This window comes from Microcoleus sp. D3_18_C2, from assembly GCF_036702395.1.
In the GTDB taxonomy this organism is placed as follows: Bacteria; Cyanobacteriota; Cyanobacteriia; order Cyanobacteriales; family Microcoleaceae; genus Microcoleus.
The window spans coordinates 276,749-297,549 of the sequence record NZ_JAUBTG010000002.1; the positions used below are offsets into that span (position 1 = coordinate 276,749).

Genomic DNA, 20,801 nt, shown 5'->3' on the forward strand with positions numbered 1-20,801 from the left:
GATTTACTAACTTCGATCGTACCAACTTTGCAGCGCCAAGCGGTGAACTTCGCGCCAACTAATATTTTTAAGTCTGGCAATTTCCGCGCAATCTTCGTATTCCGGGTGTACATTAACAATAGTTTCTCCAGACTTCGCAACTTTTATCTTGACTTCGCCGTATTCGGTTTTAACTGTCTGGATTTCTCGGTGTAAAATCGTTCTTTGTTGAGTCGATCGCCTAAGTCCCAGAGTAGTAGTCTCGCGAAAGATCACAGCTTCGCAAGCATCCTCAAATTCTGGATGACAAATCGCAGTTAACAAAACCCCCAGCCGCGACTTTTTCATCACAATTGGGGCAGTAAAAACATCCAGAGCTCCGGCGGCGAACAAAGCATCGAAAACATAGCCGATCGCCTGCGGACTCAAATCATCAATTTGCGTTTCCAACACCGTAATAGTTTCTATGGAATTGGGCATTGGGCATTGGGCATCGGGCATTGGGAATTGGGAATTGGGCATCGGGAATTGGGAATGACTACCCGTCTTTCCTCCACTCTCTCCCACTCCCACTCTCCCACTCTCCCCCTCTCCCACTCTCCCCCTCTCCCCCTCTTGCTTCTCCCCAATCCAGAGGCGCAAAATATTAGGAATTGCCAGGTTTCGAGAACCTGCACCCAAACCAATGGCCTGAATTTGCATCGACGGTGGCGGGCCGAAAGCAGCGGCTAGAGTACAGGCGATCGCAGTTCCCGTAGGAGTGCACAATTCGCGATCGATCCCATTGCTATAAACCGGCACTCGGTGCGTTTCCCACAACCGCATCACCGCCGGCGTCGGCACCGCTAATCGGCCGTGGGCAGCCTTCACCGTACCGCCACCAGTCGGCATCGCCGAAAAGTAAAACTCCTGAATATCCAACCAATCCAAACCCAAACAAGTACCGACAATATCAATAATTGCATCCGTCGCCCCCACCTCGTGAAAGTGAACCTCGCTTGCGGGGATACCGTGTACGGCAGCCTCTGCCTCTGCTAATTTGCGAAATACGGCCAAACTCCAGGCTTCCACGCGCGGAGGCAATTTTGCAGAGACGATGATTTGCTCAATTTCGGGCAAATTGCGGTGATGACTGTGGCTAATTTCGGCATCTGCTTCGCCGTGACTGTGAGAATGTTCTTCCCCGTGATGATGGTGGCGGCGGGCGTCGAAAGTCGGGGATTCCGTTTCTGAGGGATCGAGTTCGGTAGCGGGATTTTCAGGTTTTAACCCCAAATCCGCAGCTAAATCGACATAAAATTTAGTTGCTTGTTGAGTATTCCGGTGGACTAATTCCGTCCGCAACTGGTACTCTGTCGAAATGCCGAGCAAATTGAGTTTTTCGATTAGGTATTCTAAAGGAACGCCGGCGTGGATGAGAGCTCCGATGCACATATCGCCAGCAATGCCGGTTGGACAGTCAAAATAAGCTATTTTATTCATTGTTAACAATTAATTTTCAGCATTGATTGTTTCACTCTATATTTCGATCGCCCACTTAGCCTGCAATATCTTAACATGGCAACTATTTACGAAGTGCATCCAGTTGCACCCCAAAGAGACCGGATCGAGAAAATTCAAAAAGCTCTGAAAGATGGGGCAGTGATGCTTTATCCGACAGATACAGTTTACGCGATCGGCTGCGATCTCAACTCCAAGTCTGCTGTAGAACGAGTCAGGCAGATCAAGCAACTATCCAATGATAAGCCTTTAACGTTCCTGTGTTCATCTCTGTCAAATATCACCGACTATGCTACAGTCAGCGATGAAGCATACAGAATTATCAAGCGGTTAATACCAGGGCCTTATACATTTCTGCTGCCAGCTACCAAGTTAGTGCCACGGTTGGTAATGAGCCCAAAGCGCAAAACCACGGGAATTCGCGTTCCAGACCAGCGGCTTTGTTTTACCATGTTGGAAGCCTTGGGAAATCCAATTATTTCAACATCCGCTCACATTACCACCGATGATGAAGGTGCTGCACCGGTGCCAGCAGAAAAAGCAGAAAGTTTTGGCAAAGCTGAACTTTTTGACTGTTTTTCAAAGTTAGTAGATATCATTGTCGATGACGGTTCCGATCCGGGATATCAAGTTTCTACCATTCTCGATTTGACACAAAGCGAACCGATTGTTGTTCGCCGTGGTTTGGGTTCGGAAGCTGTCGCCGTTTGGGAAAACGATTAAACTTTGAGGATGCTTTCGCTTCTCCAACAGTCCGCCGGGGGTTCAAAACCCCCGTCGAGAGAGCGAAAGTCCTCTCAAAGAGGACTGTTAAATATAGCGGTTATGGTATTGAATTTAATTAAGCTCTGTCCTATATTTTAAAGGATTGACAATTATCATAGGAGCAATCGCTATCAGTAGATATTAGATATTATTTCTATTTGAACTCATCGCAACTTATGTTATTCCTCCCTAATTTCCACAGTCGTCTTAAGACGACTTCAGCTATGAGCCAGGGAATTAATTCCCTGGCGGCCTGTCGGAATCGCCAGCTAACAAACCTGCGGAAAAAACCTAAGCCTCTACCTTAACTCCTTTCCAAAAAGCAATATATCCGGCAATATTTTTAGCAGCATCTTTTGGAGTTGGATAGTACCAAGCAGCATCTTTATTAACTTGTCCGCCGACTTCGACATTGTAGTAACTAGCAACACCTTTCCAACCGCAAGTAGTGTGAGTGCTGCTGTCTTTGAAATACTCACGGTTGATGGCATCGGCGGGGAAATAATAGTTGTTGTCTACAATTTCGCACTTGTCGCTCTCGGCCAAAACGGCACCATTCCAAATTGCTTTCGGCATCTGTTTTTCTGGTTAAATTGAGATTCTCAATTATTGTAACTGTATTTGTGCTCAAAAGGCATAGAATAGTTGAGAAGCCAACAACCAACTACTGCAAATGCCAGCGTCTCATCCGCCAATATCTTCTGTGCCACTGTCCCTGGAACAAGCTCTTAAACATTTTTTTGGCTATGACTCTTTCCGTCCGGGACAGCAGGAAATTGTCGAAGCTGCTTTACAAAAACGGGATATGATGATTGTCATGCCGACGGGCGGTGGCAAGTCTTTGTGTTTTCAATTACCGGCACTGTTGAAACCGGGATTGACAGTGGTTGTTTCGCCGTTAATTGCTCTGATGCAAGACCAGGTGGAGGCTTTGCAGGATAATGGAATTGGGGCGACTTTTCTCAACAGCACTTTGAGCTCTCAGGAAACCCGATCGCGCGAAACAGCAATTCTCGAAGGTAAGATTAAATTGCTCTACGTTGCACCCGAACGCTTGCTCGGTGAGAGATTTTTACCGTTTTTAGATATAGTAGCAAATAAGTTAGGAATTTCGGCATTTGCGATCGACGAAGCCCACTGCGTTTCGGAATGGGGGCACGACTTTCGACCAGAATACAGGCAAATGCAGCGAGTGCGCGATCGATATCCCGACATTCCCATTATGGGACTAACCGCCACCGCCACCGAGCGCGTCCGCCAAGACATCATCCAGCAGCTAACTCTGCGAAATCCCTACATCCACGTCGCCAGCTTCAACCGCCCCAATTTATACTACGAAGTTCGCCCCAAAACCAAACACAGTTTTGCCGAAGTTTTGCAAATCATCCAAAAAAAAGGCGGTTCGGGAATTATCTATTGCCTCAGCCGCAAAAAAGTTGACGAAGTTGCCTATAAATTGCAACAAAGTGGCATCCAAGCCTTACCATACCACGCCGGCATGAACGATGTCGATCGCGCCACCAATCAAACCCGCTTCATTCGCGACGACGTGCAAGTAATGGTAGCCACAATAGCCTTCGGTATGGGCATCAACAAACCAGACGTGAGGTTTGTAATTCACTACGACTTACCCAAGAATCTCGAAGGATACTATCAAGAATCCGGCCGCGCAGGCCGAGACAACGAACCCGCCCATTGCAGCTTATTTTTCGGCTACGGCGATGTCAAAATGATCGACTACATCATCGAGCAAAAACCTGACCCGCAAGAACAACGAATTGCCCGCCAACAGTTGCGTCGAGTAATCAACTATGCAGAATCCACCGAGTGCCGTCGCACAATCCAGTTAAGTTATTTTGGCGATTCATTCCCCGGAAACTGCGGTACTTGCGATAACTGTTGCAACCAAAAACCCGTAGAAGATTGGACGATTGAGGCAATGAAATTTCTTTCTTGCGTCGCCAGATGCCAAGAAAAATTCGGCATGAATCACATTATTGACGTGCTGCGCGGTTCCAAAAATCAAAAAGTATTGCAATACCAGCACCACAAACTTTCTACTTACGGAATTGGCAAAGATAGAAGTGCAGACGATTGGAAAAAATTGAGTCGTTCCCTGTTAAATCAAGGTTTTTTAGAGGAAAGAACAGACGGATTTCCCATTTTGAAACTGAATGAAAAAAGTTGGGAAATTATGAAACGTCAGCGCACAGTTGAAATCGCCATTGAACCCCAACGGGAAGTACAGGCGAAAGTTCGGTCTTTGGCAGTAGAAGTAGAAGCTTTATTTAGCATACTGCGGACACTACGCAAACAAATTGCCGACGAACAATTTGTGCCACCTTACGTAGTTTTTGCCGATAAAAGCTTGCGAGATATGGCAGAAAAACGCCCGCAAAATCTCAGAGAATTCGAGGAAGTTTACGGCGTTGGTAGCAACAAGCGAGATAAGTACGGTAAGGTTTTCTTGGAGGCAATACGCACTTTTTGTCAAGAACAAGGATTGCCAAGTGGTGCTGCATCTTCTGATGTCGCTAATCTTCCAAATCTTTCCAACGTTGCGTCTTATTCGCAGATGCAAACCTGGGAATTATACCGACAAGGTTTGACTGTTCAAGGAATAGCTAATGCGCGGGGGATGAGCCCTAATACTATTTCTGGGCATCTGATAGAATTGATGGAAATGGGCCGGGAAGTTGATATAAATTTGTTGGTAGAATCGGAACGCCAGCAGGCGATAGTGTACGCTATTGAAGTTATGGGGGATGAAAAACTGAGAGCAATTTATGATTTTCTGGAAGAACGTTATACGTTTGAGGAAATTAAGTTTGTGCGGGCTTGGTGGCGGCAAAATTATGTCGGTTTTTAACCGCAGATGTAGGCAGATGTACGCTGATGGACGCAGATAATTAATAGAGAGGAGGGAAAAATGAGAATGCAAAAAGTAGCTTTTGGGATAATATATTAGAGTGGCGTTTTTAACAGATATATTTTTTTCATTTGGCTTTGCTAGCTGGCGTATAGGGGGTGGGCAAAACTTAAATTTAACAAGTGATTTTAAGAGGGCTATAAGTCAGTAAGCTTGGGTTAGCTAAGTGTGTCATTGTTCGCTATGATTCGCGCAGTTGCGAGGGTACGAAGCAATCCAGAAGCTATCGCCGAGACTTTCTTTTGTTCTCAATTTTCGTGAGCTGCTAGGGCGATAAAATACCTTTTTAACTGAACCTTATTGAGCTATAAGTACCTCGTAAAACCAGTTTTTATCTAAGTAGTAGAGTGCGTGAGAGGGAGGAATATTTAAATGCACAAGCATGAGACTGTTTACACTCACGCACAGCCCCAAGGATTGAATAATATTGATGCAGCCGGAAACGATATTAAGTCTCTCTCTTCACCCAGAAGTACCCTAAGTTTTAGCATTGTACTTTGTTTTGGCAAAATTATATATAGGGGTTTTTGACGGCGAGAAATTAAGTTTCTACACTTTAGAAGTGTACAATAAATGGTTGACTTCGTTAGCCAGCCATTCGTTAAACAGATTGTGCAAAATTTCTTGATACCGTTCAGGGGTTAATTCCGCTGGGAGAAACTTTTCAACCAGAAACAAGTGATATCCTAGTTCTGTTTCAATTGGACGAATTACTTCTCCGGGTTGAGCGCTAAATACGGCGACGGCTATGTCTGGTTTTAAACCCCACCGATAAACCTTGCCTTCGCAACCGCATATATGCCGACGATTTTCGTCAATATCGTAAAGGTGAGCAGCATCGAAAAAGCTGATTTCTCCTTCTTGAATTTGATAAAATAGTTCCTGAGCAAGCTGGGGGTTGGCAACAATTATTTGATAAAGAATTATTTGGTCGAATTGCAATTTGTTTTGAACAAAAATCTTTTCTACTTCTTTGCTGAATAAGTGTTCGGCTAGTTTTTGGCTGAGAAGCCGATCGCGAATCCCGGCCTCTAAATCTTCTACAGAAATCATCTGATCGACCAGCCAAGCAATCGTGTCCGCCGCTTTCTCCAAACGCTTCTCGCGGCGGAGTTGGTCGCCCACAGCTTGAATTTCGTCTGGAGTCACAGTTAACTCCCGTTCCTTGGCTGCTTTCTCAATAACTTTTTTATGCAAAACCTTTTGACTAAATGTTTTTAATTGCATCTCTTGTTTGAGTAGTTCGATGATTTCACTTGCTTCAATCATTGGCCCGTAAAAGTCTTTCATCTTTCTCTCTCAACCTATATGAATTTATTAACTTCATCCCCCGAAGATTCCTGCGGGGTAGTTGGGGTTAACGGTTAAGGGTTAGCTACAAGATGTCATTTGGCAAACTAATAAAATCAGCATTGCTCAAAGTTGTTGCACCCGCTGCGTTAACTGTTCCCAAAACAACAGCTAAAATTCGATCGCCATTATTTGAACTAAACTTAAGCAGAGTGGCGTCTGTCGTACCGTCACCGTCAGTATCAAACGCGACGAGTGTCAAGTCTGTTACCGAAAGTCCCCCTGTCAGCCCAATTCGATCGCCTTGAGCGAAATTGAAATCAACGACTCGATCGGCTAACAATGGATTAGCTGCTGCACTCGCTGTTTCGGATCTAAAGGCAAAGGTATCAGCGCCGCTACCTCCAATCAATGTATCGGTGCCGAAGTCGCCGCAAAGAAAATCGTCGCCGTTGTCACCAATCAGCAAATCTTGACCTTTTCCTCCCCGCAAAGTGTCGTTTCCATCGCCTCCATGAATCGCATCATCACCTTTGTTACCTGTGACAATATCGTCGCCGCTTCCTGCAAAAATTCGATCGCTCCCGCTATCGCCAGTAATCACATCGCTCTCGTTGGTGCCGAGCCAATATCCGTCGCCATTGCTGTCATAGCTGATAGTTAATGCGTCAGGATAGTTTTCTGGGGCGATCATTTCTGGAGGCGGCGTTGTCTCAGCATTGCTGTTGGCATTGTTACCGGGAAGTGCGATCGAATTATTGCTGTTACTGTTATCTGTCGGATTAGAAGCGATCGCGCTACTGCCACCACCACCCGTACCCGCATCCTGATTATTTGAGGGTGTTGGCGGTGTTGGCGCTGGTGTTGGCGCTGGTGTTGGTGTTGGCGCTGGTGTTGCGATGTTAGTTGTTGGTGGAGCGCCTGTAGCAGCGGTTGCTTCTGCACTCCCAGAAGTAGCTCCCGGAGTATAGGCTGTCTGAGTGCTAGTGCTACTGCCTGCGGGGGAAGTTACTGTCGCGCTGCTGTTGTTAGTAACGCCTTGATTATTGGCGATCGAGCTCGTTTCGCTCGAACTGCTACTCTCTGAGGGCGCAGGTGTTGGTGCTGGTTCAGGTGCAGGTGCTGTGGCGCTAGTAGTTGGCGGAGCATCTAAACCGCTGCTAGCTGAGGCGCTCGCACTGCTAGAAGTGTCGCCGGGAGTCGATGCTGTCTGAGTGCTGCTGCTGCTGCTGTTCCCTGTCGGAGAAGTCGCTGTCGCGCTGCTGCTGGCACCGCTGCTGTCTCCTAACGGTGCAGGTGCTGGTGCAGGTGCAGGTGCTGGTGCAGGTGCAGGTGCAGGTGCAGGTGCAGGTGTTGGTGCTGGTGCTGGTGCTGGTGTTGGTGTTGGTGTTGGTGTTGCTGCCGGGGCTGAAGTTGTGGCACTTGTCGTCGGAGAAGCCCCCGCCGAGGCTGTAGCTGTAGCGCTACCGCTGCTGGAGGTGGCTCCCGGAGTATAGACTGTTTGGCTGCTGTTGCTAGATTCTCCCGTTGGAGAAGTACCTGTCGCACTACTTGTACTCCCTGCACCGCTGTCCGAAGTGGATGAAGTGGATTTGGCAGAACTGCTGCTGCCTCCTGAAACCTCGCTGGGAGTAGAAATGTTAGCTGTTGGGGCTGGTTCTGAAGATGCTGAATAGTTAGTAAGTTCACTATTACTTGCACCAGTTCCACCCGCTAACAAGCTAGAGCCACTTGGACTGCTGCTACCGACCGTTAGGGTAGGAGGAGCAGATGCGTCTAATTGAGGCATCGCTGTTAATCTCCTTAAAATTTGTTTTAAGCTGGATAAATCAACTGAAGATTGCTCTGGGTCAAAGCAATGGAGCTATACATTTTTATTTTGATTTCATTACCCTATCGAGATAATAAAAATTATTTAATTTCTATTATTCACGGAATCTAGTTTCGGAACTTGGGAAATGACGGGGGAGTGTAGGCGATCGCAAATACCTGACCGTAACCAACCGCTAGAGAACCACCGTAAGGCGAAGATACTGCCCAAGACTGAGAATTAGCAGCAGTTGAGGTGAATGCACCGATCGCGGAGGTAAAAACACTGATATCGACTGAAGCAAAACCGCCAACAATATTGCCTTCGTCAGAAAATTTATCCAAATATGTCAAATCCTCAATTCTCATTGATTTTTACCTTTATCTGATTATTATTCTTGGATACGCCTGTATTTTTGACTTGAGAAATGTGTAATTTTATCGTTCCGCTGCCAGTAGTGCGGACTTAATTATACTAGCAGCGGGCGACTGAATTCCTAATCGGAAACCGATACAGAAAATGCACCGGATGAACTCGAAAAAGGAGTCGTAAATGTGCTGGTAGCAGCCTTGGTAAATGAGCCATAACCGATCGCACCGGCACCAGCGTCGGCTACAGCTACGTTACCAATTGCTAGACCAGCAGTCAGTGAAATGAAAGAAACGTTGCCGACAATCAAATCAAATTCTGTGAAACCGCCTTCGATTCTGGTTGCTTCGGACACAACTTCTACATGGTTCAGATCAGAGATAATCATGGTTTTTTGCCTTTACTATTGCAGGTTTGTTTGACTAAAAAACTGTGTAATTCTATCGTTTTGCTGCCAGCAGTTCGGACTTATTCAACTAGCAACTGGCGACAAATTTTTAATCGGAAACCGATACGGAAAATGCACCGGATGAACTCGAAAAAGGAGTCGTAAATGTGCTGGTAGCAGCCTTGGTAAATGAGCCATAACCGATCGCATCGGCACCAGCGTCGGCTACCGCTACGTTACCAATTGCTACGCCAGCAGTGAATGAACCGAATGAAACTAGGCCGACAATCAAATCAAATTCAGTGAAACCGCCTTCGATTCTGGTTGCTTCGGAAACAACTTCGACATGGTTCAGGTCAGAGATAATCATGGTTTTTTCCCTTGTTGGTTAAGTGCTTGCTCGAAGCAATCTTGTTTGCTTTCGATGTACCTAATATATCTGGACTAATTAGAGCTGTGTTGCCAATTTGGCAGATTTGTGAAAATTAAAATGTAAATTCAAATTCATGAATATTTGTAAATTATTCGTCCAAAAGCTACAAAAAATCGAGGTATTTTGAAATACAAAAATCAGCCTCGTTTTAGAGTTTATTAACGAGACTGGAAGATTGTAGTATTTAGCTCAATTGATAACTTGTATAGATAAAGACTGCCCAGGCTAAACCGCAGGAATTACAGGTCAACCGATTTGAGATTTGAGATTTGAGATTTGAGATTGAGTCAACGTAAAAGGTTATTATCTTAGATACCCGACTTCTTAAAGAAGTCGGGTAAGCTGTGGAGCATTTAAACCAGTAACGAGGCTAGTAGGGTGCGTCAGGAGTGAACCCTTACGCTGAAACGGAAAACCTTAGATGCTGACGCACCTTACGCAAGTCCTTTAAATGCCGAACAGCTTATCTGGGTATTCCCTTTTTTTAGGTTGACCTACTTAACAAAGTATTAGGTACGATCGCCACACGAGGTTGCCATTTTGGCAGATTTATCGGAAGTGCGGATGTTCGACACTCAAAAACCCGATCGCCCGCGGTGAGTCAACCAAAGAATTGGTACACCCAACGCCCGCAATCGGGTTGTCGATCTCTCGACTAAATTACTTACCCGCCAAATTAAACAAGCGCGTCTTAAATCCCGCAAAAAATCCTTGACTTGGAATTGGCAAACACTCAACCTTCGGCATCGAGAGATATTGCCCTTCCTTGACTTCAAGTCCAAAACCTGCGGTATCTGAGTGCAACTCGGTAAAAGCCTCTGTTACATAACCCCCTCGAACTCCGGCTCGTTTTTCCCTCACCACTTCCACATAATCTAAATCAGCAATTTTACCCAATGCAGGCTTAGCTTCCGATTTACTCGACTTGCCGATTTGACTGTTTTCCTTAAGCAAGCGGTTGGAAGTACGGTAAGGGATATAGTCGAGGGGGTTGTAACCCGTGCACCGCAAAAGTAAAAAACAAGCCCAAGAATACTTTCCTGCCAGGATGGCTGAAATTATCTCATCCAATTGTTCTGGTTTGATTCCAACTTGGGAATGATTGGCAGAATGGTGAAATTGGGAATTCATTATTTTATCCTGTTTTGTGTATAAAGAGTGACAAAGGACAACAACCACTTAACTAAGTTCTACAAACTCATGCCGCCCTTTTGTAGCTGCTTGAGAGGATCAAGCAAAATGTCGGCTATGCTGCGCTGGCGAATGACAATTTCCGCAGAAGCTGTTTGGCCAGCTTTGAGTTTCCAGGTTTGGTTTTTGGCTTTCACTGAGTCTCGATCCATACTCACTTCCACCCGGTAAAAAACACCCAATCGCTCGTCTGTTTTGGCATCCGGCGAAATAGATAAAACTTTTCCCGGAATCACGCCGTAATTTTGATAAGGAAAAGCATCGAATTTGACTTGCACCGGCATTCCGGTTTTGACAAATCCCGCTTCTCGGTTCGGCAAACTCACTTCCAGCACCAGAGGAGCGTGATTCGGAGTCATTTCTGCAATAGTTTGACCCGGTTGAACTACTTCGCCTTTGTTGTGAACGTTGAGTGCGGAAATGACTCCGCTGACGGGTGCGTAGAGAAATCTTTGTTTGAGCTGATTTTTTGCTTGATCGAGCAGGGTTTGGGTTTCGGCAATTTTGGATTTGACTTGATTTAATTGCATTTCCAACTGCTGAATTTTTTGCTCTTTTTCTAACTGCATTTGGCGCGCTGCGGCTTGTTTGCTGGCGGCTTCGGCTTGCAGTCGATCGACTTCTGCCAGTTGTTGAGTTAATTCACCTTGGGTTCTAGAAATGGCGCTAGTTCGATCGCGCAAATTTTGCTCGACTTCAAACAACCTTTCCTTAACCACGGTTGCATCAGACAGTTGACTCCTGATGGCAGCACTTTGCCTGTCGCGAACGGTTTGCTCGACTTCAAAGGCGCGATCGTCAGCCTGAGTTGTCTCTCCCAACTGGCTTCTAATCACCGCATTTTCGCTTTCCCGCAGAGCTTCCTCAGCTTGAAACAATACGTCTTTAGACAGTGCTCCCTCATCTACCAAAGGTTTGAGACGCGCGATCCGCTCTTTGTGAGCTACCACTTTTGCTTGCAACCCGGCCAGCAATTCTTGAGTCTTGCGTTGCAATGGTTTCACCCGATCGCGCCGCCCTTGCTGGGAGTTAATATCTGTTTTCAGTTGCGAGAGCAAGTCTTGCACATTGTTTTCCAGAGGTTTGAGCTGTTGTTGCCGCGCTTGCTGAGACACTACATCTGCTTGCAATTGCTCGATTTGAGACTGCGTGGTGGCCGCTGAAGCGCTAGCACGGGCGATCGCAGCTTCAGCCCCCCGCTTGTCCGCAGCCGCAATAGCTTGGCTCGCTTCAACTTCCAGTCGAGTTCTCTCGATCGAACTCATCTCTTGCATCAATTGAATCCGATAAGCGTCCAGAATTTTCTCAAGACGCTCCACCTCGCTCTCGGCATTCGACGGGTCTAATTCCGCCAATAATTGTCCAGCTTTGATTTTTTGACCTTCTTTGATAGCGAGGTTAATAATTTTTCCCGTCTCCGTCGGGTGAATTTTGTAAACAGCGCCTTTGGGAACTAATTTGCCCTGAGCATGACCAACCTCGTCAATTTTTCCCAAAGTTGCCCACGCTCCAAAAGCTACGGAAAAAACCATTCCTCCTAATATCAACCGCTGGGGAAAAGATACTGGCGGCTGGTCGAGTACCGAGTGCAAAGAAGTAGACCAATTATTCGCATCAGGCTGTCGTAACTGTAATTTTGCAATATTGATACCGTCATGAGTTTGAGAAGAGCGATTTTGAGATTCGACAACTTCTAAAGAGCGCTCTTTTTTTCGGATTTCGTTTTCTTGCCTAGAAGCTACGCCCCCATAAACTTCGCCTATTTCGTTAGGAGCGTGGCCTAATTCTTTGGCATCTTCTGAAAACATTGTCTTTCCTCCAAATTAGTCTGTTGACTGTTGGCAGTTGGGAGTTGTTAGGAGCTATCAGTCAGGAGTCAGAAGTAAGTGATATCATGTCCGGTCGAGCGATCGCGATTTTTGTAGGGGCTCCCCTCACCAACAATACCTGCCAATAATTGACAATCTCAAAAACCCGCCCGACCGGGATATTATGGTTAATCGATCGGACATGATATGAAAATTATCTTTAGCCTTGTCTTGCTAATGACTAATGACCAATGACTAATGACCAATGACTAATGACCAATGACTAATGACCAATAACTAATGACTAATGACTAATGACTTAAATATCCAGTTGTTGCTGAGCGAGGTGATAGTAAAGTCCGCGTTCAGCCATCAATTCGTCGTGGTTGCCTTGTTCGGCTAAAATGCCTTTGTCTAGAACCAAAATTCGATCGGCATTACGCACCGTAGACAACCGATGAGCGATAATAAACGCAGTGCGATCGCGACTAATGCGGGCGAGATTTTGCTGAAACCTGCGCTCAGATTCGGTATCCAGCGAAGAAGTTGCTTCATCCAAAACCAAAATCCGGGGATCGCCCAAAAGAGCGCGGGCGATCGCAATTCGTTGTCGCTGGCCCCCAGACAAACTCGTTCCCCTTTCCCCCACAGGAGTTTGATAACCCAGCGGCATATCTTGAATAAAAGCGTGAGCTTCTGCTAGCTTCGCCACTTCTATCGCCTGTTCCAAGCTTGCAGAAGCAGCATCGCTTCCGTTTTTATACAGCGTAATATTTTCCAAAATCGTTCCCGAAAACAAGAAACAATCTTGAGGAACAACACCCAACTGAACTCGCAGCGACTGCAAAGAAATGTGCCGAATATCGTGGCCGTCAATTGTCAGCCGCCCCTTTTCTGGATAATAGAAACCTTGCAGCAACTTTACCAAAGTGCTCTTACCCGAACCGCTGCGGCCGACAATTGCCACAGTTTCTCCAGCTTGCACCTCAAAGGAAAGATTTTGCAGCGTATTGCGTTCCTCATCCTGAGAATAACGGAAAGAAACATTGTCAAACTTGACGTTTCCCTGAATGCGAGGCAGCACCAGCATTGGCTTGTAAGGGCTTTCTTCAGGTTGGGCAGAGAATACATCATCCAAACGCTCGATCGAAACCAGCACTTCTTGAAACTCATCCCAAAGTCCCACCACTGAAAGCACAGGAGAAATTACGCTCCCAATCATCATATTAAAAGCCACAAATTGACCGATCGTCAACTCGTCTTGAATCACCAGCATTGCCCCATACCACAGCAAAGCCGTACTCCCCAAAGTATTAATCCCACCCCCGATCACCTGCAAAGAATTCGCCAACTTCTGCCCGCGAAATTTAGCATTAATCATGCAGGTTAATTGGTCTTCCCAGCGCCAGCGCATTTCTCGCTCAGCAGCAGTTGCCTTAACCGTCGCTACCCCAGTAATCATTTCCACCAAAGATGAATTTTGCTTGGCACTTTCGGTAAAAACCTCCCGCGACACTTTTCGCAGAAAGGGAGTTGCAACTAAAGTCAAAATCACGATCGGCGGAATCAACGCCAGCACCAACAACGCCAGACGCCAGTTATAGTAAACCATCAGTCCGATGTAAACTACAGCCATCAAAGCATCCAACCAAGCCGTAATAGCTTGGCGAGTCAAAAATGCCTGAATTTTTTGATTTTCCTGAACCCGCGTCAAGATATCGCCCACTTGACGAGATTCAAAAAACTTGATCGGCAAACTGAGAGTGTGACTGATAAAGCCGCTAATTAAAGTCAAGTCAATGCGGTTCGACAAATAATCCAGCAAATACTGTCTCGTTGCACCCAACAGCGTTCGCCAAACACTAAACAGCAGCAGCCCGATCGCAAAAACGTGCAGAGTTACTACGCTTTTGCTGACAACCACTTGGTCGAGAATTACTTGGGTAAATAGGGGAGTAACTAGACCAAATAATTGGAGCAACAAGGAGAGAATCAGAATTTGGGCGATCGCACCCCGGTAGGGCCAGACTATGCCCACAAAATTTTTAAGTTTGATACCTTGATGTTCGGCAGTGTGATTGCGGTATAGTTCCGCTGTTGGGTCTAAAATTAGGGCGTACCCAGTCCAATTTTCGGTAAAAGTTTTAATGCTCATCCACCGCTTGCCCGCCGCCGGATCGGCCACTAAAACCTGTTGATTTTTAAAGCGATAAACTGCCACGTAGTGATTGCCTTGCCAGTGAGCAATCCAGGGATTTTGATTTCGCAGCGGAGTTAAAGAAGCTCGCACGGGACGGGTTTGAAATCCCATCCTTTCCGCTGCTTTTGCCAGACTCTTGAGCGACGCGCCACTGCGGCCGATTTCTGCCAATTCCCGCAAGTAATTTAGGCTGAATTTCTTACCCCAATATTCGCTAATCATGGCTAAGCAAGTAGCTCCACAATCTGCTGAACTCTGTTGTTGAATGAATGGGTGTCTGCTGCTCAACCAGCGCCGATGCTTGGGTTTGGGAAAGCTGATGATTCCGGTTGCGGGTTTTTGCTGAGCAACTGCGGTTAATTTTGATGGCTCGGTTTGTGAGGTAGAGCTGGCCTTTTGGGGCGGCGTTACTAAGCTTAAGATTGGAGGTTTGCGGATGATTTTAGGGCGGGAATTGCTTTCGGAACTAATTGTGGCGTTGGCGATTTCCCACTGTTCGCTGCTAAGCTGGTAAATTATCAGGTCTGTTACCGCTATCCAGTCGCTCTTTACGTCTGAATGTTCCCAGTTACTGCCGAGAATGGGCGGTGCTTGACCTTGAATTTGACCGCTGCGGAGCCAAAAATGATTGTTGGAGTTTTGGCAGTGCTCGGTGAGGGAAACTCCGGCAGGAATTCGGATTTCTTCTATGTAAGGAACTAAGTGGGGCCACAGAAGCTGTTGTTTGTGGGGAGGGAGCGATCGCAAATCTGTTTGTGTCTTGAAAAATATTAACCGCTGTCGCTCTTGAAATTCTTGCCGCCAGTGCTGTTGCAGTTGCTGGAATTCTTCTAAAATCAGCTCCAATGTGGTGGCCGCAATTCGACCGATTTGGCAAGTCCCAGCCGCAATTGCCCTGTAAGGCAGTCCGCTTTCAATAAATAGGTGATCTGTCCCAAATATTGCTCCGACTTCCAGTACCACCGCCGAAATCTCCTGCTGTTGCGACGCTTCTACCGCTAGCAGCCTGACTCTTCCCTCGCAAACTAAATAAAAATTGCGTGAAGCGAAGCTATCCCGTAGGGAATCGCTCTGTTTTTTTTCAAGGAAATTTTTACTATCTGATGTTTGATATTGAGTGATTTCATCTCCGAGTTGAAACTCGCAAATTTCACAGGCTGTATTTAATTTCGCCACTAAAGTCTGCCCTGCACCGACTTCCTCGAAAATTTTCTGAATAGCCGGGAAATTTTCCAAGGCTTCTGGGGTTTTAAAAAGTTGATTTCCCACCCCTAATTTTTTTTTCATAACTTACCCTGTCAAAAAGTTGTTTCATTTTTTTTGAATGGCAACTAACCCGGTTATGAGCGATTTTTATTGGTTTAGTTGCAACCTAGTTGGCTTACAAACTGTTTGTCGATATGTCCGATTAACACCTCTTAGTTACGGCATCCCTTCAACGCCTTTAGGATATATAAAATTGCGTTTTTTCAGGATTTTGTGGTGATTACGTAAGTGTGGTTTTGGCTGGCTCTCAGTTTAACTTACAGAATCGTGGTTTTGGCTACCTTTAAGGGCAATCTTTACGTAATCTTTATAAACCTACAGTAATTATACGGATATTTGTGAAGATTCTGTGAAGCTGGGCGAGGCAGGTGTTGTGTCGGGTATACGTATATATACACAGAAATTGACATTCACAACTCAAAAACCATCAATTTTCGACGCTTGTTTGTGAAATCCAGGGCCGGATCGTGGTAAAGAAATATTGATGGCTGTTAATTTGTAGCAGCAATTCAAGCAATTAATTGACCCTCTGGTCTGGGTATATAACGGATTAAAGTAAGATGGAAAGTTTTGCTATTGATAACGGTCTTCCATTTGGGGGTGACTTCTGTGATGGCCTAAACCCATCACTATCGCTACCCATCACTATCAATCTAAACCCCGATTAAAAGTATCGGTTTCTCTGCTTAAGGAATTTTGTGCGATCGCACTCAGTGTATTGGTTCTCCAAAAGCATGGAATAGTGTAGAATCCAACAACCAACTCAGGAAATTGTCGAACCTGCTTTACAAAAACTGGATATGATGATTGTCATCCCGACGGGCGGTGGCAAGTCTTTGTATTTTCAATTACTGACACTGTTGAAACCAAGATTGACGGTGGTGATTTCGCGGTTAATTACTGTGATGCAATGCCAGACACTTGTGGCGACTAATTAACTATGCAGAATCCAGCGATTGAGAGCATCTCAATGAAAGCCGCCCTCCGCTAGAAATTCGAGTTAGGAGTCAGGAGTCAGGAGCCAGGAGAAAAGAGGAAGAAGGAAGAAGGAAGAAGGAAGGAGCCAGAAAAAGTGTTTTTACAAATATGAGATGCTCCCCAGCGATTGCCGCCGCACAATCGAGTTAAATTATTTTGGGGATGGGAGGAAGGGTACTTTTCGGCACATCTTAGCCCTATCATCTGTTGTTGAATTCACCCTATTTCATGCCGCTTCACCTGAGTTGTGATCAGTCAAGGCAACTGCTAGTAATTGAGCAGCCTGCACGTTACTCATTGCGACTTCCCAAATGCCTTTTGCACAATAGCTGTAAAAGTTAGGAACAGGCAGAAACAATGAATCAAAGTTTAATGAATCTGTAAGATCGCACTTCAGAGACAATTGAAATTAAAATGTACTATAAATCATGCAAATTACGATCGACCTTCCCGACAATCTCCCCCTGACTGAAGCCGATGTGAGGATAGAATTGGCGATCGTACTTTATCAGCAGCACAGCCTCAGTCTCGATAAAGCCGCTCAACTCGCTGTAATGTCTGTGGACGACTTCTACCAACTATTAATCAGTCGCCATATGTCCCCCCGCCCGCAGATCCCGATGACGATCCTGCCGAACTCGTCTTAGCCAGCCTCTGTAACTCCCTCCAGCAAATTAAAGAAGGCAAATTACACCCTATTTCCGAACTGTGGGAAAGTTTTAGCATTTAATTCTAGAGTTACCACTTACAGATAGACTCTGGCTTGAGAGGACAAGTTTTGGGATAAATTGGATTTTCGTTGAGATATAAAGCACGCAATTCTGTCAAAAATTGCAAAGATTTAATGTCACTAATTTTATTATTTATGAGGTGTAGTTTAGTCAATTTAGTCAATAATTGTAAGGGTTTGATCTCGCTGATTTTATTGTTGTCGAGATCGAGATAATCCAGTTTAGTCAAGGATTGTAAGGGTTTGATCTCGCTGATTTTATTGGTGTTGAGACCGAGAACAGTCAGGTTAGTCAAGGATTCTAGCGGTTTGATGTCGCTGATTTCATTGTCGCTGAGGAACAGCCTAGTCAGTTTAGTCAATGATTCTAGCGGTTTGATATCTTTGATTTGATTGTTTTTGAGACGGATCACAGTCAGGTTAGTCAAGGATTCTAGCGGTTTGATGTCTATAATTTGATTGTCGCTGAGGAACAGCCAAGTTAGATTAGTCAAAGATTCTAGCGGTTTGATGTCGCTGATTTTATTGTCGCTGAGGAGGATCTCAGTCAGGTTAGTCAAGGATGCTAGCGGTTTGATGTCTATAATTTGATTGTCGTTCAAGCTCAGCCCTTTCAGGTTAGTCAAGGATGCTAGCGGTTTAATGTCTATAATTTGATTGTTGTCGAGGGATAGTACACTCAGGTTAGTCAAGGATGCTAGGGGTTTGATGTCGCTGATTTTATTGTTTTCGAGGCTGAGGTTTGCGAGACTCGAAAGTTTCTGATTAGCTTCATCGCACTCAGTGGCTCCTGCTTTCTCCAACAGCACTTCAACTGTATGTTTAACTTCAGGACTCAAGGAAGCTTTTTCGCGACACCAATCAGCAAACGTTCTGTTTCCCGATCGCACTTCTGCGGCCTTCACTCCGAGGCTAGTTCCAGATAATGCTACGATCGCACTCAAAGCAACTACTATCAAACTTGCTAAATTTATGTGTTTCTGTGCAACTATAAGTTTCATCATCTTGTACCTCTAATTTCCTGAATAGACAATGGCACGTTGGTAAACTGTCACGAGACTGCCAGATAGTTCTAAAATAACTGTGATATTAAACTTATAGCCAATAACTTTATCTGCACAAACTCAGGAAAATACCTTATGAACAGCACAGCATCTTACGCATCATCTCAAATGGCAGATCGCGAACGCGCGAACCTCAGCAAGCTAATCGATTACAGTTCCATTCGATCGATACCCGAAATTTGGGCGATCGTCAAACAAAAATTCGGTCAAACCGTCGCCCTCCACGACCCCCACACCCAGCCAGAAATCAAACTCACCTACACCGACCTGTACCAGCAAATCCAGCAATTCGCCGCCGGCTTACAAGCCCTAGGCATCGAACCAAATCCCGAAGAAGCAGTCCCTCCCCGCGTCGCCCTCTTCGCAGACAACAGTCCCCGCTGGCTGATAGCCGACCAAGGTATCATGATGGCCGGGGGCGCCAACGCCGTTCGAGGCGCCACCGCCGACCCCGAAGAACTCCTGTACATCATCCAAGACAGCGGCAGCACCGCCTTGGTAGTCGAAAACCAGGCATTACTCAAAAAACTGCAACACCGCCTCCCAGATTTGCCCATCCAACTCATCGTCCTCCTCTCCGACGAAGAACCGGAAACCAGCCAAACCCTAAGCACAGTCAAATTTTCCCAAGTGATGACCACAGGGGCAAACCGTCCCCTCAAACCCACCAACCACAAGCCTCAAACCCTCGCCACCCTCCTCTACACCAGCGGCACCACCGGCAAACCCAAAGGCGTCATGCTGACTCACGGCAATCTGCTGCACCAACTCAACACCTTGGGCACAATTCTCCAGCCCGAAGGCGGCGACGGCGTCCTCAGCATTCTGCCCAGTTGGCACGCCTACGAACGCAGCGTCGAATACTTCCTGCTTTCCCAAGGATGCACGCAAATTTACACCAATATTCGCTATTTCAAACAAGACTTTAAAACTTACAAACCCCAGTACATGGTCAGCGTTCCGCGCATCTGGGAATCGATTTATGAGGCCGTACAAAAGCAATTTCGGGAACAGCCGCCTAACAAACAAAAATTGGTGAATTTCCTGTTATCTGCCAGCCAGCAATACATCGAGAACCGCCGCATTTCCCAAGGATTAACTCTCAGTTTGAAACCGGCTTCTGCTTCCGAAAAACTAATCGCCCGCATCAAAAGCATTCTGTGGTCGCCCGTACACGGCCTGGCAGAAAAATTGGTTTACAAAAAAGTCAGGGAAGCTACGGGAGGACGCTTAAAATGGGCAATTAGCGGCGGCGGTTCTTTGGCAACGCATTTAGACAATTTCTTTGAAATAGCGAATATCGGTTTGTTGGTGGGATACGGTTTAACCGAAACTTCGCCGGTTTTAACTGTGCGCCGCCCTTGGCACAATCTTAAAGGTTCCGCAGGACAGCCCATTGCCCATACGGAAATTAAAATAGTAGACCCAGAAACCAGACAGCAACTGCCCACAGGCCAGCGCGGCTTAGTATTGGCGCGCGGGCCGCAAATCATGGCAGGTTATTATCTTAATCCCCAAGCGACTGCCAAGGCGATCGACTCCGAAGGCTGGTTCGACACCGGGGATTTGGGCTGGCTGACACCGGGAAACGACTTAATCTTGACCGGGCGGGCCAAAGATACGATCGTCCTCACCAACGGCGAAAACATCGAACCCCAGCCCATAGAAGACGCCTGCGTCCGCAGCCCCTACATCGACCAAATTATGCTAGTAGGTCAAGACCAGAAATCCGTCGGCGCCTTAATTGTCCCCAATGCAGAAGCCGTGCAGAAATGGGCAGAAACTCAAAATCCCCCCTTACACGAAATTGACTGGAATAGCAAGACAATTCAAGATTTATTCCGCAAAGAATTGAACCGAGAGGTGCAAAATCGCCCTGGATACCGCGCGGACGATCGCATCGGCCCGTTCCGCTTGATTCAGGAGCCATTTTCGATCGAGAATGGAATGTTGACCCAGACCCTGAAAATTAAGCGCCCGGTTGTGACGCAACACTACCGCGATATGATTGACGGGATGTTTTGAAATATTCGCTGGACTTGGGGAATGGAAAAGAAAAAATTATCCCAACACCCGAGTCCCGATTCCGAGTCCTCAGTCC

Annotated in this window: 18 protein-coding genes; 7 read left to right on the forward strand and 11 right to left on the reverse strand. The window is 46.2% G+C overall.

What is annotated here, in order from left to right:
• Positions 1-6: 6 nt before the first annotated feature.
• A complete protein-coding gene (larC, locus tag QUA88_RS02560) occupies positions 7-1,461 on the reverse strand; it encodes a nickel pincer cofactor biosynthesis protein LarC (RefSeq protein WP_333270056.1) in 1,455 nt (484 codons plus the stop codon).
• Positions 1,462-1,536: 75 nt separating this feature from the next.
• Here larC and QUA88_RS02565 point away from each other — a divergent pair, with 75 nt between their 5' ends.
• Entirely contained in the window at positions 1,537-2,202 is a 666-nt protein-coding gene (locus QUA88_RS02565) for an L-threonylcarbamoyladenylate synthase (RefSeq protein ID WP_333270059.1), read from the forward strand.
• A 333-nt stretch (positions 2,203-2,535) separates the two neighbouring features.
• Here QUA88_RS02565 and QUA88_RS02570 read toward each other — a convergent pair whose 3' ends face one another.
• Positions 2,536-2,820: a DUF427 domain-containing protein gene (locus tag QUA88_RS02570; protein WP_333037862.1), complete on the reverse strand. Its 285-nt coding sequence runs from the start codon at positions 2,818-2,820 to the stop codon at positions 2,536-2,538.
• A gap of 97 nt (positions 2,821-2,917) precedes the next feature.
• On the opposite strand from QUA88_RS02570, the gene recQ reads away from it, so the two are divergent.
• Positions 2,918-5,113: a DNA helicase RecQ gene (gene recQ / locus QUA88_RS02575; RefSeq protein WP_333054987.1), complete on the forward strand. Its 2,196-nt coding sequence runs from the start codon at positions 2,918-2,920 to the stop codon at positions 5,111-5,113.
• Positions 5,114-5,545: 432 nt separating this feature from the next.
• Entirely contained in the window at positions 5,546-5,704 is a 159-nt protein-coding gene (locus QUA88_RS02580; RefSeq protein WP_333270062.1) for a hypothetical protein, read from the forward strand.
• Positions 5,705-5,722: 18 nt separating this feature from the next.
• Here QUA88_RS02580 and QUA88_RS02585 read toward each other — a convergent pair whose 3' ends face one another.
• The 7 genes from QUA88_RS02585 to QUA88_RS02615 form a co-directional block, all read right to left on the reverse strand.
• Entirely contained in the window at positions 5,723-6,463 is a 741-nt protein-coding gene (locus tag QUA88_RS02585; protein WP_333208756.1) for a peptidylprolyl isomerase, read from the reverse strand.
• An 85-nt stretch (positions 6,464-6,548) separates the two neighbouring features.
• Positions 6,549-8,252 (reverse strand): hypothetical protein, encoded by a 1,704-nt coding sequence (locus QUA88_RS02590; protein WP_333270064.1) that lies wholly within the window; start codon positions 8,250-8,252, stop codon positions 6,549-6,551.
• Between the two features lie 149 nt (positions 8,253-8,401).
• The gene (locus QUA88_RS02595; protein ID WP_333054979.1) at positions 8,402-8,641 is read right to left on the reverse strand and encodes a hypothetical protein; all 240 of its coding nucleotides are present in this window, start codon (positions 8,639-8,641) and stop codon (positions 8,402-8,404) included.
• A gap of 128 nt (positions 8,642-8,769) precedes the next feature.
• Positions 8,770-9,030, reverse strand: a complete 261-nt coding sequence (locus QUA88_RS02600) for a hypothetical protein (protein WP_333054978.1) — start codon at positions 9,028-9,030, stop codon at positions 8,770-8,772.
• A 109-nt stretch (positions 9,031-9,139) separates the two neighbouring features.
• On the reverse strand, positions 9,140-9,400 hold the full coding sequence (locus tag QUA88_RS02605) for a hypothetical protein (protein ID WP_333054977.1): 261 nt from the start codon (positions 9,398-9,400) through the stop codon (positions 9,140-9,142).
• A gap of 723 nt (positions 9,401-10,123) precedes the next feature.
• A complete protein-coding gene (locus tag QUA88_RS02610) occupies positions 10,124-10,594 on the reverse strand; it encodes a HetP family heterocyst commitment protein (protein WP_333054976.1) in 471 nt (156 codons plus the stop codon).
• Positions 10,595-10,653: 59 nt separating this feature from the next.
• Positions 10,654-12,462 carry an HlyD family efflux transporter periplasmic adaptor subunit gene (locus tag QUA88_RS02615; protein ID WP_333054975.1) on the reverse strand — a complete coding sequence of 603 codons (1,809 nt, stop codon included), beginning with the start codon at positions 12,460-12,462 and terminating at the stop codon, positions 10,654-10,656.
• Here QUA88_RS02615 and QUA88_RS02620 point away from each other — a divergent pair.
• Entirely contained in the window at positions 12,462-12,611 is a 150-nt protein-coding gene (locus QUA88_RS02620; RefSeq protein WP_333054973.1) for a hypothetical protein, read from the forward strand. The two genes, QUA88_RS02615 and QUA88_RS02620, sit on opposite strands and share 1 nt — an antisense overlap.
• Positions 12,612-12,781: 170 nt before the next feature.
• Here QUA88_RS02620 and QUA88_RS02625 read toward each other — a convergent pair whose 3' ends face one another.
• On the reverse strand, positions 12,782-15,949 hold the full coding sequence (locus tag QUA88_RS02625) for an ABC transporter transmembrane domain-containing protein (protein WP_333054972.1): 3,168 nt from the start codon (positions 15,947-15,949) through the stop codon (positions 12,782-12,784).
• A 779-nt stretch (positions 15,950-16,728) separates the two neighbouring features.
• On the opposite strand from QUA88_RS02625, the gene QUA88_RS02630 reads away from it, so the two are divergent.
• Together QUA88_RS02630 and QUA88_RS02635 are read left to right on the forward strand one after the other, a co-directional pair.
• Positions 16,729-16,866 (forward strand): hypothetical protein, encoded by a 138-nt coding sequence (locus tag QUA88_RS02630; protein ID WP_333054970.1) that lies wholly within the window; start codon positions 16,729-16,731, stop codon positions 16,864-16,866.
• A gap of 468 nt (positions 16,867-17,334) precedes the next feature.
• A complete protein-coding gene (locus QUA88_RS02635) occupies positions 17,335-17,553 on the forward strand; it encodes a UPF0175 family protein (RefSeq protein ID WP_333270069.1) in 219 nt (72 codons plus the stop codon).
• A gap of 91 nt (positions 17,554-17,644) precedes the next feature.
• Here the strand turns inward: QUA88_RS02635 and QUA88_RS02640 are convergent, their stop codons facing one another.
• Positions 17,645-18,640: a leucine-rich repeat domain-containing protein gene (locus QUA88_RS02640; RefSeq protein ID WP_333270072.1), complete on the reverse strand. Its 996-nt coding sequence runs from the start codon at positions 18,638-18,640 to the stop codon at positions 17,645-17,647.
• A gap of 135 nt (positions 18,641-18,775) precedes the next feature.
• Between QUA88_RS02640 and QUA88_RS02645 the strand changes: the two genes are divergently transcribed.
• A complete protein-coding gene (locus tag QUA88_RS02645; protein ID WP_333270075.1) occupies positions 18,776-20,725 on the forward strand; it encodes a long-chain fatty acid--CoA ligase in 1,950 nt (649 codons plus the stop codon).
• Positions 20,726-20,801 lie beyond the last annotated feature (76 nt).